Consider the following 14,312-nt stretch of genomic DNA (forward strand, 5'->3'; position numbering starts at 1 on the left):
TGCAAAAAGCCGCTTATCCTTGCCTAAGTCTGTATAACCGTTATAATAGGATGTATTGAACAGAAACTGAACGATGAAAGGTTGATAGGTGTGGAGAACCCAAATTTGACTCCTTCTAACTTTATTAAAACAATCATTACCGACGACCTGAAGTCCGGCAAAGTGAACAAGATTGTGACTCGTTTCCCGCCGGAGCCAAACGGTTATCTGCATATCGGTCACGCCAAAGCCATCTGGGTGAATTTTGCGCTGGCTGACGAATTTGGTGGCAAAACGCATCTTCGCTTTGACGATACGAATCCTGCCAAGGAAGACGAAGAGTATGTCCGTTCCATCGAGGAAGATGTAAAATGGCTGGGCTATGAATGGGAAGGCAAATATTTTGCTTCCGATTACTTCGACTTTATGTACGAAAAAGCTGAGCTGCTGATCACCAAAGGTCTTGCCTATGTGGACGACCAAACGGCTGACCAAATCCGCGAAAATCGTGGTACGCTGACCGAGCCGGGCAAAGACAGCCCGTACCGTAATCGCAGTGTAGAAGAGAATATGGAGCTGTTCCGCCAGATGCGTGACGGCAAATTCGGCAATGGGGAAAAAGTGCTGCGCGCCAAGATCGACATGTCCTCGCCGAACATCAATATGCGCGATCCGGTTATTTACCGTATTGCTCATCTGGAGCATCACAACACAGGCGACAAATGGTGCATCTACCCGATGTACACCTTTGCTCATCCGTTGGAAGACGCGTACGAGAATATTACGCATTCCTTGTGTACCGTGGAGTTTGAAGACCAACGTCCATTTTACGACTGGGTCATCCGCGAGTGTGATGTGGATGCCGAGCCGCATCAATATGAATACGGTCGCTTAAATGTAGCCCAAACGCTGACCAGTAAGCGTAAGCTGAAGCTTCTCGTCGACGAGAATATCGTAGACGGCTGGGATGATCCGCGTATGCCAACGATCTCCGGTCTGCGCCGTCGTGGCTTCACACCGGAAGCGCTGCGCTCATTCGTATTCGAGACAGGGATTTCCAAAAGCCAAGGCATTGTCGATCTGCAAATGCTGGATCACTTTGTCCGTGAAGATTTGAAATTAAAAGTACCGCGTACGATGGGTGTACTGCGTCCGCTGAAAGTCGTCATTACCAACTATCCCGAAGGACAAGTGGAAATGCTGGATGCAGAAAATAACCCAGAGAACGAAGAGATGGGTATCCGTCAGATTCCGTTCTCGCGCGAAATCTATATCGAGCAAGATGACTTTATGGAAGAGCCGCCTGCCAAGTATCATCGTCTGTATCCCGGCAATGAAGTGCGTCTGAAGCACGCATACTTCATTAAATGCAATGATTTCGTTAAGGATGCCGACGGCAATGTGACAGAGATTCATTGTACGTACGATCCTGAAACGAAGAGTGGCACGGGCTTTACTGGTCGCAAAGTGAAAGGCACGATTCACTGGGTCGAAGCGACACAAGCCGTACCAGCGGAATTCCGTCTGTACGAGCCGCTGATCAAAGCCGAGGAAGAAGAACTGGTGGAAGAGACTGCTGGTGGAAACGATGAGATTCCAGAAAAGACATTCCTCGACTCCATCAACCCGAACTCGCTGGAAGTCGTTCATGGCTTTGTGGAACCGGGTCTGAAAGATTCCCAAGGGTACGATCGCTATCAATTTTTCCGTCACGGTTATTTCAGTGCTGATCCGAAATACACCATGCCGGGCGATCCTGTGTTCAACCTTGTCGTATCTATGAAGAGTTCGTTTAAACTGCCAAAAGCGTAATGACAATACGGGTTTATCGTAATAGTAATACAGATCTCGCATAGCAGCAGTACAGCTAAGACTATCAAAAAAGTCGCGACTCCTATAAAGGAAATCGCGACTTTTTTGGTATTTGTAATGAAATAACTAGATGGATATACAGAGATGCACTTCATGATCGATTCCTTGGCTTACCGTTCTTCTGCCATGTCCATTCCTATGCTCATATCTCTTCATCCGGCAAATGGTAATCGGTACGCCGAATATTCAGCCACATCAAGGCAAAGCCAATCGCACCCATGAGCGATAGTGCTACACCCGCCAGATACATTTGCTCGGAGCCGAAATTCTGAAACAACCAGCCGCCGAGAAAACCAGCAACGACGCCAGATACACCGCTCCATGTCATCGTATACAATGCCTGCCCGGAGCTGCGGAACGCATTGGGTACGAACATCATCGTCAATTGTGTACCGACATAGAAGTATCCGCCAAAGGTTACGGCATGCAGTAGCTGGATAAAAATAACCTGCATCGGACTAATCGCTTCTGCCATCAGCAGCCAGCGTAGCGTGAATAACAGACTGACCAGCGCCAGCCAACCGATCATAAAGGATACTTTGCGCTTCAGAAAACGGTCGAACAACAGAAACAGCGCCGCTTCAAAGATCGAGGATGCGAACACTGCCCAGCCGACCATGCTTTTGCTGCCGCCCAGCTCGATTACATACAGAGAGATAAACGTACTGTTCATCATATTCGGAATCGAAACGAGCACACCTAGCACGATAAAGCCGATAAAATACAAATTACTGCCAATCTGTTTCAATGCTGTCAAATTCAATGACGCACCGCCGCCGGGCTGCTTAACCTGCGCTGGTAGCATCAACATAAGCGCAATGGCTACCAATAACAGCATTGTAAACACATTACCGATGCGTGGCACACCAAGATAATCAATGATCGGTCCAGCACAGACGGCAGTTAGCGCCCAACCGAGCGAGCCGTACAGACGAAATCCACCGAATTTGTACGGCGTGCCATCAATATAATTCAGAATGAGCGTACTGGATTGCGCAAACATGGGCGTTTGGAAAAAGAAGAAGCATGCCATCACGATATACATCACAACATAATCATTCAAATGAAAAACGATCTGAACGAGCAGCAGCGTACCAGTCATCATGAGCAGCAAGACAAGCCGCACATTTTGCATCCGGTCGCCCAGATAGCCCCAGAATGGGTTGGCAAATAACGATACAAAAGGTCCAATCGCCATCAATGCACCGATTTCACTTTGCGTCATGCCAATATCCTGCAAATATAATTGAAAGAAGCTGGTGAAGATCACCATCGTTCCGTAAATAAAAAAGGTATACCACCGAAGTGTGGTAAAAGCAGATTTGGCAGGGTATGAATCCACAATGCGACAATCCTTTCCATGGGACATTGCATTTACTGTATCATTAGTTGTAAGGGGATACAAACGATTTTGTATGAAAATGCGGCTATCGGCGAGTTTGTGAATCCCAATGTATGGTAGCGCGAGTGAACATAGTTGAACGGGCACAAAATGTAGGCTAGATCGCTAGTATGGCTATAGATGGAATGCGGATCGCGGTGTTTATGAACATGCAGATTGTATCTGCTTCGATCCAGCTGGTAACTACATGCTATGAAAATGTAGAACTATTGCAGCTTATTTTACACAGGCTTGGAATGAAAACGGCTTGCAGCCGCTAGGCATTTCCATCGATCATAGAATACAGAGAACGCAGATGAAGATACGCAGCAGAGAGGATGAATACGATGAACACACAGCGAAGTGACAGAAAAGCGATAACCGCAGGCATTATACTAGCTGGCGGACAATCCAGACGGATGGGGAGAGATAAGGCGCTACTGAATATAGGTGGCAAAACGGTCATCGAACGGGTAAAGGCGGCAGTGGAGCCATGTGTGGGTCAGCTCTGTCTGGCTTCCGCATCGGATCGAGGGTATGAATTTCTGCATTTGCCGATGGCGCCAGATGAGTTTCCGGGTCATGGTCCGTTGTCGGGTCTATACGCAGGCATGAATGCGATGGATGCGGAATGGTATGTGCTGAGTGCATGTGATCTGCCATTTGCCAGTACGAGTTTATTGGAGCATTTGCTGGATCAGGCGTATGATTACGATTTCCAGAAAGGGGATATTCCGCTTATGCAGGTGGTCATCCCATCCTATGATGATCGTATGCACCCGCTGTATGGAGTGTATCATCATAGTGTGCGTGCATCACTGGCGGAGGCGTTGCAGCAAAGACAATTCAAGGTGATGGATTGGGTAGATCAGCATAATTTGATGGAGGTGCCGCTGGAAGGTGTATTGAAACGGCTGCCGCCACAGCTACAGGAGAGCAACGATCTGACAGAATGGTGTCTGTACAATATGAATGATCCAGAAGCATATGAGCAAGCACGCCATCTGCATATTTTAAACAAGCCGTTCGACTCCTAAAGGCGAGTCGTAAGGGCTTTTGTTTGTGACATCATGACATCAGACACGATTTTGTCAGTTAATCTTTGGAAAATGATGACTATTGTATGAACGTATGTGTAAAACAAACATAAACTTTGTGATATCGGTTACAATATAGTCAAGTCCAAAACCAAATCCCTAAGAATTGCAACAGGTTACAGCCTGCCTGCCTAACCAACGGCATGGCGTAAAGGGAATAGTGCAATCATAGTTGAAATGACATCATATTTTAAGTGAAAAAAATCACAAGGAGTGTATTGACATGACGGTGAATGCAGAAGTGAAGACACATACAGATTGGTTATACAGCCGGGTCATGACGTATCGTTTATTGAGTGAAATGCTGCAACGCAAGCCTACCCTTTCCAAGCTGATCGAATGGCGGCGGGAAGCGGGACGGGTGTTACAGCTCTCTGCTCGTCCTCACACATTGCTGCTCACGCTTGACGATACACCCCTTGCCAATATCATTCAGGATGCGAATCAGCAGTGCTGTGTATATGAGCAGTTAATCGAGCAGCATGGATTACCGTTGGGAATTCGGGCAGCACAATATGTGCGTGCTGGTCAGGAACCGTGTGAATATGAAGCGATGCTGAACTCGGTATATTCCCGTGCAGGTATTACGTTTAAAAAGACTGCTCAGGAAACGGATGATCATATCGGCATTGAGCTGGAATTTATGTCGCTGCTGGCGGAACGATTGGCGGAGAGTGAAGGCAATACGCTGGAGCAGATCAATGTCATTCAAGCACAGCTGGACTTTATGGAGCATTATTTGCAGCCGTGGGTACCGGCGTTATGCCAGCAATTGCAACAACAGGCAACCCATTCGCTGTATGGACAATGGGCAGATATGGTGCTTGCTTATTTGGAGCAGGATCAGGAAGACCTGCGCCATTATGCTGCCGAATTGCGTTATGCTCAATAATTTGGCAAGGAATGGACGTACGGGCGCTTGATATCTCCCACAGCGCAGACTTTATACACTACGATGTAATATAGATTAAGTAATAGAAATATCACTGTATAAAATGTTATTTTTATACAATAAATAGCGGGAAAGCGGAGTCAAGCGAAGCTGAATTGTCCAATGGAGTAGTAAAGGGAGGTTGACCACCTTGAACGAGCACAAAGGCATGTTGCCAAAGATCGTCGTCCGATCGTGTGAAGTGGAGAGGGAATTTCCATCGTTGGACTGGGCTAGACAGTTTGCACGCAAGGAGCTGGTGCCGCATGAGATCAATTTTGTGGTTAGTGATATGCAGACCGGTGAGATCTTCATGGATGTACGCTTTCCCGCACGCACAACAATCCCCTGAGCCTTAGGCTTCAGGGGATTGTTGTATGTCGATATGATTGCCGATGCGGTACACATCTTCCATATCCAGTATACCGGCTCCGGGGTATAGTGCACAGGCACTTCCGCAAGCGGCACCCAATCGCAGCATAGCACGGGTAGAACCGCCACGACTGGCGGATACCAGCATGCCTGCCATCATCGCATCGCCGCTACCGAGCGCGCTGACGATGGACAGTTGCGGTACGGAAACCTCATAGAAATTGCCTGTCGAGCGTTCGGCGGCAATCGCGCCTTCGGCACCGAGCGAGATAACCGGCATTTCCACACCATAATCCATCATCGCGGTCAGCGCTTGACGCAAGCGCTTGGGACGATCTGCTGAATCAGGCGAGATGCCTGCCCACTGACATGCTTCCTGCTCATTGGGCTTGATCAGATACGGAGCTGCCTTGATGCCGTGCATCAGCGCTTCGCCACTCGTATCCAGCGCGGTCGCCGCGCCATGTCGCCTTGCAATCTCGATCAGCCGTCCGTATAGCGGAGGAGGGCAGCCATTGGGCATACTGCCGGAAAAGAGCACCCACTGCGAATGGGATGCCAGATTGGCAATCGCTTCTTCAACCCGATCCAGCTGTTGCACATTGACGCTGACCCCTTGCTCAATAAATTCGGTCTGTGTCTTCTGTTCCCGATCCAATACCGTAATGGCAAACCGGGTTTCGCCTTGGGCTTCGGTAAAGCGCGCCGGAATCTCTTCCTCCTGCAATAGCGAGATCAGTCGGTATCCGTTATGACCGGCTGCGAATCCGGCTGCTGTGACCGGCTCGCCGAACCGATGGATAATGCGCGCGGCGTTAACGCCTTTGCCGCCGGGCAGAATTAATCCGTGTGGGATGCGGTGTACTGTGTCGGGACGCAGCGTGGATACCTGATAGACAATATCCAGCGCCGCATTAAGCGTGACCGTTGTAATCATGCGTACATACTCCTTCAAAAACGTGTAGTGACGAGTGGATTGCCGTATCGGTACCGCAGTCTGTGTCACCACGTTCGTTTCATTGGGCAATTGCCGAACAAGACAAACATCAGGAGATCAATTTTAACCCCACTGCTGACGTGACGATCATGGCGATAAACAGAATGCGCAATCCGCTTCTTGCTTCATTATACATAAGCATGCCGACAATTGCTCCGCCAACCGTTCCGATTCCTGTCCAGACCGCGTACGAGGTACCCATCGAGATGCCATTCATCGCAAGCGTCAGAAACGAAAAGCTGCCACCAAACGCCAGAATCATCAGCAATATATTCAGTAAGGAACGCTGCCGAACGAGTCGATTCATACAAATCACACCAAGAATTTCAAAGCAGCCAGCAACAACCAGACTCAGCCAGTACATGATGCTTCACCTGCCTTTGCCGTTTCTTTGCTATCACTATCAGTCACCAGCTTCAAGCCGATCACGCCCGCCATCAGCAGCAGGATCAGACCGATCTTCGTCCATTGTACCGGTTCGCCGAAGATCAGCATCTCTGCCGCTACCGTGCCGCCGGTTCCGATTCCAGTAAATACAGCGTATACCGTGCCGACTGGCAAACGGCGGGATGCTTGAATAATAAGATAAAAGCTAGCGGCGATGCCGACAGCTGTCAGTGTCCATTCTCCCGGTGTCGTAGCGTGCTTCAGCCCGGATACCCAGACCACCTCGATCAAACCACCGATCAATACATATAACCAGTTGCGATTCATAATTGCGCTCACTCCTTTTGTATCTCTAATCTCGTATCTCTAATCTTGTATCTCTAATCTGTACCAGATGTAAATGTAGATGTCTTCCAAATCTTGATCGTTTCCGAACGTGGCGATTCCAACGATCAGGACTGGTCGATAATGCCGCGCCAGTAGATGGGCCAGATCGTCTCCAGTCGCTGAATAGAGCGCTGATCCTGCCCATACAGCATGTCGATCACGATGCCATCCGCACACGTCATATAAGCGCGCGCCGCTTGTTCCACCGTGACGATCAGCTTCAACGTATCCTGCTCCTGCTGCAATTGATAATGAAACAGCTTGATTAGATGACGTTCCAGCTCATCCAGCATGGTATAGATTAATGGGAACACCTGCTGCTCCAATGCCTGTGGCGGGAAAAAAGACATGCGTACGACGAATTTGATCGTATCGTCGGTATGATACAACTCCAAAATATGATGAAGCAGTCCATGCAGCTGTTGCTCCAGCGTGTCCTGCCGATGCTCCAATATATAGCGCATAATAGAATGCTGCTGTACGCGCGCTGCTCGTTTTAGCACCTTGTAAAACAGATCGGCTTTGCTGTCAAAATGCGCGTAGATCGACGGCTTTTTGATTCCAGCTTCCGTAGCAATTTTGGCAAGGGAAGCTCCTTCGTATCCATCACGGGCAAAATGGGACAATCCGATATTGAGCAATTGACTTTTCACATTCACAATATCACCTACCTAACGGTCGTTAGTTAAAATAGTATCACCCCAAATTCGGGATGTCAAACGGGTATGGAAAAGAACTATGGGCAATAGAAAAGCAGGCTCTGCTACATTGTCTGTGTAGGAGAGCCTGCTTGGGTATTAATAGATTTGAAGTGCAACGTATTCGTTAGAATATTAAAAGGTTGTAAAGCCCAGAATGAGCTGTAGGCGATACGCGATGTCTTTGAGCCAAGTGGTGTCTTCCTGATAATCGCTAAGCGGTACGGTGTATTGTTCGCCATCATTGTTCCACAGCATATTGAAATAGCTGTTTACTTCGCGCATCAACGGATCGTCGCCTGGAGCGGAAATCCAGAGATCATTTTCCAAATTGTAATCCTTGAGATTACGTGGAGTGAAGTTGGATGAACCGCCGATGATCAGATCGTCGCTTTTGGCGGAATCAATATACATCAGCTTGGTATGGTATTGCTCGTCCGTCGTATTGTACCAGCGAATGCCGATATTACCACCGGATTTCTCGTTTAGCTCGGCAGCTACGGGACGGTTAGGAATCCCGATTTTATCCTGTCCAAACGCATTCTGGTTCGGATCGAGAATGAGTTGAATATGGACGCCGCGCTGCGACGCATTCAGCAGCTCGCTAGTGACCTGCTTGTCGGCGAGGTAGAACATGCCCATCCAGAGGGTATCGCCCTTTTCGGTAGAACGAATTGCTTCTAGCAGACGGTCGTACACTTTGCCTTCGGTTACATATCGCAGCTGAATCGGACCGCTGCCTGTCCCATCGGCGGATGTACCGCTCGTATCACCGGAGTCATCGGTGGGTGGATCAAGCGTACTGCCATTCTGACCGGTACTGCTGCCATTGCTTGAGCCGGATGCAGAAGCGGTTGAAGTGGTTGCGGCGCTGGCTGTAGAGCCAGTATTGCTTGCTGCCGCGACCGCTGTGCCATCCGCATTGCCTGTCGATGGATTGCTGGCAACTGCCGAATTGGTGGATAAGGTGTTCGACGAGGTATCACCTGTTCCTTGATTGTCGGCTGCTGTGGTGCTGCCGTTATAGGTCGGTAATTTGATATCACTACCGGACAGATTGATGACCGCCTGTTCCGATTTGAGCAATTCGCCGATGATTGGACCTTGTACTTCAAATGCCACGTTGGAATTGTACGCGCTGGCATCATGAATATTGCCCGTCGATACCATCGCGCTGCGGTCGGTAATGATCGCTTTGCGATGATTCGCTTTGACATTGATTAGCTTCAGATACGAACGGAAGGTCATATCGGGACCGGATGTTGCCATCGCATTGGGAATCGTGCCTTTACCTTCTTGACCGAACCATTGGAAAAAGGTACGCCATACTGCCGAATACACTGGCGTTGAATCGCGCAACGGGTCGACATCGGTCATCACGACGCTGATGCCCGCTTGCTTTAATTGTTCCAGCAATGGATTCGGAGTGGAATTGTAATCAGTATTCACTTCATCCGTAATGAACACCATTTGCATGTCCGGCTTCTCCTTTTTACGCTGGATCAGCTTGTTCGCCAGCCCTTCGCTGAGCGAGGGGTACTTCTGACCGTTATGTACATAGTTGTTGAACAGAAACATATCGATGACGACGTATTGGTTCGCTTCGTCGATCATCTTGAGCACACGCTCATAAATATGCCTTTTTTGGGTAAATCGGTCGCCTGATCCAGCGGCGGGATAGGTGAGATCGTAATAGAAATTCACATGATCCACGCTGTACACAGGGCTTTCATAAGACACGCCTGCGGGCAATGGCTTGTTTGTTTGGTAGATCATGACAGCAATCAGCCACAGCACCAACAGACCAAGCAAGATGCGGACGGTTGAGAGTCGCCAGCCGCTGCGCCGTTTCGGTTGATTTTTGTGGCGGCTAGAGCGTGAACTGTGCACGGGGGATGTATTTTCCGGGAATGCGCTCATGTGGATACAGACTCCTTTCAATATAAGGGGGTGGCAATGCAAAGGAATCCGGTGCATATCCATCCTATCTAACCATATAACAACAAAGCCGCAGATTTGACGCAATCAATAGATAGTTAGCAAATTATGAGGATATAGAATAGGTATGATATGGATCAAAAAGCAAGCAAAACTATGATAAACGGAGCAAATACTTGTATGAACAAGTATTTATGTGTTTCGCATGTTATGCGGATCGATGAGAATTGTGGAATATGTGTGACAGCGTGCTGGACAAGGTGTTCAAACGGGGTGTTAACTGTTTATATATAGCGTATGGGTAAATGGTTGCAATTTTAGCCTTTTGCACACCATACCAAACGATCTTAATTCGGAAAAAGGGGAATGTCATGAAAGCGACTCAGTCTACCCGCAAAGCAGTTATCGTTGGAGCAGGACCGGGCGGACTTGCAGCAGCCATGCTGCTTGCCAGTCACGGGTACGAGGTGGATGTATTTGAGAAGCAGCCGGTGGTCGGCGGACGATCCGGCAGGCTGGAGCTAGGCGCGTATCGGTTTGACCGTGGCGCGACCTTTTTGATGATGCCGCATTTGATTGAAGAGTTGTTCAGTCTATCGGGACGTTCACTGCACAACTATGTGAATATGCAGGAGCTTACACCGCTGTATAGTCTTCATTTTGGTGATACCGTGTTCAAGCCTTCGCGTAACCGTGAGGATACCGCAGCACAGATTGCAAAGCTGTTTCCCGGTAATGAAGACGGATATTATCGCTATTTGGAAGAGGAAGATGTGAAGCTGGATAAAGTGATGCCGCTGCTGCGTCGTCCGTTTGCAGGCTTGCTGGATTATATGCGTACTGATGTAATTCGTGCGCTGCCGAAGCTGCATCTGAACGATACGGTATATGGACGCTTGTCCAAGTATTTTACCGATGAGCGGTTGAAGCAGGCATTTACATTCCAGTCCAAATATCTAGGGATGTCGGCATGGGATTGTCCGGGTACATTTACTATTTTGTCGTATTTGGAGCATCGTTATGGTTTATTCCATCCAGAAGGCGGCGTGCATGCCGTATTCGAAGCGATGGCAAAGGTGATCTCTGAACATGGTGGACGCGTACATACAAGTAGAGGCGTACAACGCGTGCTGACCGAGAATGGGAAGACAACTGGCGTATTGCTGGATGATGGACAGCAGGTTATGGCAGATCATGTCGTGATCAATGCCGATTTCGCTACTGCGATGAATCGCTTATTTGAGCCGGGTGTGCTGCGCAAATATGCACCAGAGAAGGTTGCGGCTAAAACGTATTCGTGTTCTGCTGCGATGCTCTATCTGGGAATTGATGGCGAGGTGGATCTGGATCATCATTCCGTCCATTTCTCGAATGATTACCATCAATACGTGGATGAAGTGACCAAGTTCAAAACATTGTCAGACGATCCATCCTTATACGTGCACAATCCGTCGCGACTTGATCCAACGCTAGCACCAGCGGGTAAGTCGGCGCTATATCTACTGATGCCGACCCCGAATCTAAGCGGCGAAACGGATTGGGAAGCCAAACGCGAGCAGGTACAGGAGCAGATGCTGAACCGCGCGGAGCAGATTCCGCAGCTGCAAGGGCTACGTAGTCGCATCGAGCAGTTGAAGCTGTTCACACCGCTGGATTGGGAACAGCAGCTGGATGTATATCAAGGCGCTGTATTTAATTTGACACACAATCTGGGTCAAATGATGGCATTCCGTCCGCACAATCAATTTGAAGAAGTGGACAATGTATGGTTGGTCGGTGGCGGTACACATCCGGGCAGCGGCTTGCCGACAATCTTCGAATCTGCACGCATTAGTACCGCACTGATCTTCAAGCAAGATGGCGTCACCCACAGCCATTCACAGGATGCTGCCAAGGTGCTTGCCGGAGCGGAGCCATCATGAGCCGTCGGAAAAAGGTCGCCATCGTCGGCGGCGGAATCGGCGGATTAACGACCGCATTGCTGCTTAGTCAGCGTGGGGTGGACGTGACGATCTTCGAGCAAAGCAACCGGCTGGGTGGTCGGATTGCTTTTGAAGAGCAGGATGGGATGCAGATTGATCAGGGACCGACAATTGTATTGCTGCCAGAGATGCTGCATGGCATTATGGAGGAAGCAGGCATTAGTCGTGACCGACTGCCATTGCTGGAATGTGATCCGTTGTACCGGATTCACTATACCGATGGACGCGTGATGACCAAGCATCGCGGGACGGAGCAGCAGACCGCGGAAGTGGAACGGCTGTTTCCGGGTGAAGGGGCTGGATTTGAGCGCTTTATGCGTGAGATGACGCCACTCTTTCCGCGAGGACAGGCTTCATTTTTGGAACGTGATTTTCCGAATGCAGGCTCGTTCTTCTCGCGTAGCAATCTGGGCTTGATGCGTAGTCTACGCGCGTATCGCAATCTGAGCAGTGCTGCGGGATTGTATTTCCGTAATCCGCGTCTGCGGGAAGCGTATTCGTTGCAAAGTCTGTATATCGGTGGTATCCCAGAGAAGTCACCGGGATTATACACGATGCTGCCGTATGCAGAACATGCCTTTGGTATCTGGATGCTCAAAGGCGGATATGGTGCGCTGCCACGGATTCTCGGCGAGGAATTGCATAATCGCGGTGTGAATATCCGGCTGAATTGTCCGGTGGAGCGCCTCGAAGTACGCAATGGTGTATGTATCGGTGTACAGGCAGATGGAGAGCGATTGCCGTTTGATAGTGTGCTGTTCAATGGCGATTTTCCAGCGATTGATCAGCTGCTGGAGCATGCGCATCCGCCGCTCAAGCCACGCCGTCGTCCATTCCAACCGTCATCTGGTTGTGTGCTGATCTATGCAGGCACGAATCGGCGCTGGGATGATAAGCTGACACATCAATTCTTTTTGCCGGATGATCTGAATCAAAGTCTGCGACAGACCTTCACACAACGGCAGTTGCCAACGCATCCGTCAGTATATGTATTCAATCCGACGGCGCTTGACGATGAAGCGGCTCCGCCCGGACGCAGTGTATTGTATTTCCTGATTCCAGTAACCGATGCAGAAGGCATCGCATGGGAACAAGATACGGAGGCACTGGTGGAGCAGGTACTAAACAATGTAGAACAACGCGGCTGGACCGATCTTCGTGCTTCCATTGATTGGATGAAGGTACGTACACCGGCAGACGCTTTGCAAAGTGGATTGTACGGCGGTGGCAGCTTTGGGATTGCTCCGATTATCCGTCAATCCGGTGTGTATCGACCGCAGCCTCGTCCATTTCCGACCATTCGACGTCTATACGCGGTAGGTGCTTCCGTCCATCCGGGTGGTGGTGTACCGATTGTCATGCAGGGTGCACGAATGGCTGCACAGCAAATGTTAAAGGAGTTGGGAATTTGAAATACGCAACCGAAATGGATCTGAAAAGCTGCGAAGAGATGATTCGTCAGGGTTCCTCATCGTTTTATTACGCATTCAGCTGGCTACCGAGTCCGCAAAAAGAAGCGGTGCATGTAATTTATGCTTTTTGTCGTTTAATTGATGATAGTGTAGATGAGCCGGAGCAATCGCAGTACAGCATTCGCGAATTGCAGGCGCATTTTGCGGCGCTAGAGCTGGCAGATGGACACTTTATCTGGCCTTCACTGCGTTGGTTGTTCCACGAGTTTCCGGGCTTATCTAAAGCGCCATTTCAGCGGCAAATGGATGGGCAGACGTATGATCTGACCTTTACTCGCTATTCGACGATGCGTGAGTTGGAGCATTATTGTTATTTGGTTGCGGGTACCGTGGGCGAGATGCTGCTGCCGGTATTAAAAGGGGAGCATAGCGAGACTATTCGCCATTCCGGTATTGCGCTAGGCAAAGCGATGCAGATCGTGAATATTATGCGCGATATTGGCGAGGATCGTCGTCGGGGACGCCGCTATATTCCGCTGGAATTGATGGCTCGTCACGGGTACACCGAGCAGGAATGGGAAGATGGCGTGATTAATGCCAATTTTGAGAATATGATGGAAGAATTGCGTTTGCTCGCAGAGCAATGGTTTGCGACAGGGCTTGGTGATCTGAACGAGTATCCAGAGCGCAGTGCGTTTACTGTGGAGCTGGCAGCGACCTTCTATGCCGGTATCATGGATGTGATTCGAGACAATCGGTATGACGTGTTTACGCAACGCGCGGTTGTGAGCGATGAGCAAAAAGTGATGATGCTGATCGGTATTGCTCAGCGTCATGATGTAAATATGGATATGCTAAACCGCCCGGCGGTTTCGTAGG

13 protein-coding genes are annotated in these 14,312 nt (G+C 49.4%); 7 read left to right on the forward strand and 6 right to left on the reverse strand.

From position 1 onward, the window contains the following. Positions 1-90: 90 nt before the first annotated feature. Complete coding sequence (locus tag ABXR35_RS19755; RefSeq protein ID WP_367063761.1) at positions 91-1,791, forward strand: glutamine--tRNA ligase/YqeY domain fusion protein; 1,701 nt, start codon at positions 91-93, stop codon at positions 1,789-1,791. A 202-nt stretch (positions 1,792-1,993) separates the two neighbouring features. Here the strand turns inward: ABXR35_RS19755 and ABXR35_RS19760 are convergent, their stop codons facing one another. After that, the gene (locus ABXR35_RS19760) at positions 1,994-3,193 is read right to left on the reverse strand and encodes an MFS transporter (protein ID WP_367063762.1); all 1,200 of its coding nucleotides are present in this window, start codon (positions 3,191-3,193) and stop codon (positions 1,994-1,996) included. 386 nt (positions 3,194-3,579) lie between these two features. Between ABXR35_RS19760 and mobA the strand changes: the two genes are divergently transcribed. The 3 genes from mobA (at position 3,580) to ABXR35_RS19775 (ending at position 5,612) form a co-directional block, all read left to right on the forward strand. Then, a complete protein-coding gene (gene mobA / locus ABXR35_RS19765; RefSeq protein WP_367063763.1) occupies positions 3,580-4,269 on the forward strand; it encodes a molybdenum cofactor guanylyltransferase in 690 nt (229 codons plus the stop codon). 283 nt (positions 4,270-4,552) lie between these two features. After that, positions 4,553-5,221 (forward strand): TorD/DmsD family molecular chaperone, encoded by a 669-nt coding sequence (locus tag ABXR35_RS19770; protein ID WP_367063764.1) that lies wholly within the window; start codon positions 4,553-4,555, stop codon positions 5,219-5,221. 181 nt (positions 5,222-5,402) lie between these two features. Then, entirely contained in the window at positions 5,403-5,612 is a 210-nt protein-coding gene (locus ABXR35_RS19775; protein ID WP_367063765.1) for a hypothetical protein, read from the forward strand. A gap of 3 nt (positions 5,613-5,615) precedes the next feature. Here ABXR35_RS19775 and ABXR35_RS19780 read toward each other — a convergent pair whose 3' ends face one another. The 5 genes from ABXR35_RS19780 to ABXR35_RS19800 all read right to left on the reverse strand — a co-directional run bounded on the left by ABXR35_RS19780 (position 5,616) and on the right by ABXR35_RS19800 (position 10,021). Next, positions 5,616-6,569 (reverse strand): 1-phosphofructokinase family hexose kinase, encoded by a 954-nt coding sequence (locus ABXR35_RS19780; protein WP_367063766.1) that lies wholly within the window; start codon positions 6,567-6,569, stop codon positions 5,616-5,618. A gap of 109 nt (positions 6,570-6,678) precedes the next feature. After that, positions 6,679-6,993, reverse strand: coding sequence for a DMT family transporter (locus ABXR35_RS19785; protein WP_367063767.1), 315 nt, complete (start codon positions 6,991-6,993; stop codon positions 6,679-6,681). Then, positions 6,981-7,343 (reverse strand): DMT family transporter, encoded by a 363-nt coding sequence (locus ABXR35_RS19790; RefSeq protein WP_367063768.1) that lies wholly within the window; start codon positions 7,341-7,343, stop codon positions 6,981-6,983. The genes ABXR35_RS19785 and ABXR35_RS19790 overlap by 13 nt, the downstream gene beginning before the upstream one ends. 125 nt (positions 7,344-7,468) lie before the next feature. Beyond that, positions 7,469-8,056, reverse strand: coding sequence for a TetR/AcrR family transcriptional regulator (locus tag ABXR35_RS19795; protein WP_367063769.1), 588 nt, complete (start codon positions 8,054-8,056; stop codon positions 7,469-7,471). Positions 8,057-8,236: 180 nt separating this feature from the next. Then, the gene (locus ABXR35_RS19800) at positions 8,237-10,021 is read right to left on the reverse strand and encodes a phospholipase D family protein (RefSeq protein WP_367063770.1); all 1,785 of its coding nucleotides are present in this window, start codon (positions 10,019-10,021) and stop codon (positions 8,237-8,239) included. A gap of 389 nt (positions 10,022-10,410) precedes the next feature. On the opposite strand from ABXR35_RS19800, the gene ABXR35_RS19805 reads away from it, so the two are divergent. The 3 genes from ABXR35_RS19805 to ABXR35_RS19815 are packed head-to-tail and all read left to right on the forward strand — an operon-like array spanning position 10,411 to position 14,311. Further along, on the forward strand, positions 10,411-11,961 hold the full coding sequence (locus tag ABXR35_RS19805) for a phytoene desaturase family protein (RefSeq protein ID WP_367063771.1): 1,551 nt from the start codon (positions 10,411-10,413) through the stop codon (positions 11,959-11,961). Further along, positions 11,958-13,433, forward strand: a complete 1,476-nt coding sequence (locus tag ABXR35_RS19810; protein WP_367063772.1) for a phytoene desaturase family protein — start codon at positions 11,958-11,960, stop codon at positions 13,431-13,433. The genes ABXR35_RS19805 and ABXR35_RS19810 overlap by 4 nt, the downstream gene beginning before the upstream one ends. After that, entirely contained in the window at positions 13,430-14,311 is an 882-nt protein-coding gene (locus ABXR35_RS19815) for a phytoene/squalene synthase family protein (protein ID WP_367063773.1), read from the forward strand. Before ABXR35_RS19810 ends, ABXR35_RS19815 begins: the two co-directional genes overlap by 4 nt. Position 14,312 lies beyond the last annotated feature (1 nt).

It is taken from the genome of Paenibacillus sp. JQZ6Y-1 (assembly GCF_040719145.1).
In the GTDB taxonomy this organism is placed as follows: domain Bacteria; phylum Bacillota; class Bacilli; order Paenibacillales; family Paenibacillaceae; genus Saccharibacillus; species Saccharibacillus kandeliae.

Coding starts and splice junctions, on each gene's coding strand:
- ABXR35_RS19810 (WP_367063772.1), top strand. CDS start 11,958: ATGAGCCGTCGGAAAAAGGTCGCCATCGTCGGCGGCGGAATCGGCGGA.
- ABXR35_RS19785 (WP_367063767.1), bottom strand. CDS start 6,993: ATGTACTGGCTGAGTCTGGTTGTTGCTGGCTGCTTTGAAATTCTTGGT.
- ABXR35_RS19800 (WP_367063770.1), bottom strand. CDS start 10,021: ATGAGCGCATTCCCGGAAAATACATCCCCCGTGCACAGTTCACGCTCT.
- mobA (WP_367063763.1), top strand. CDS start 3,580: ATGAACACACAGCGAAGTGACAGAAAAGCGATAACCGCAGGCATTATA.
- ABXR35_RS19790 (WP_367063768.1), bottom strand. CDS start 7,343: ATGAATCGCAACTGGTTATATGTATTGATCGGTGGTTTGATCGAGGTG.
- ABXR35_RS19770 (WP_367063764.1), top strand. CDS start 4,553: ATGACGGTGAATGCAGAAGTGAAGACACATACAGATTGGTTATACAGC.
- ABXR35_RS19780 (WP_367063766.1), bottom strand. CDS start 6,569: ATGATTACAACGGTCACGCTTAATGCGGCGCTGGATATTGTCTATCAG.
- ABXR35_RS19805 (WP_367063771.1), top strand. CDS start 10,411: ATGAAAGCGACTCAGTCTACCCGCAAAGCAGTTATCGTTGGAGCAGGA.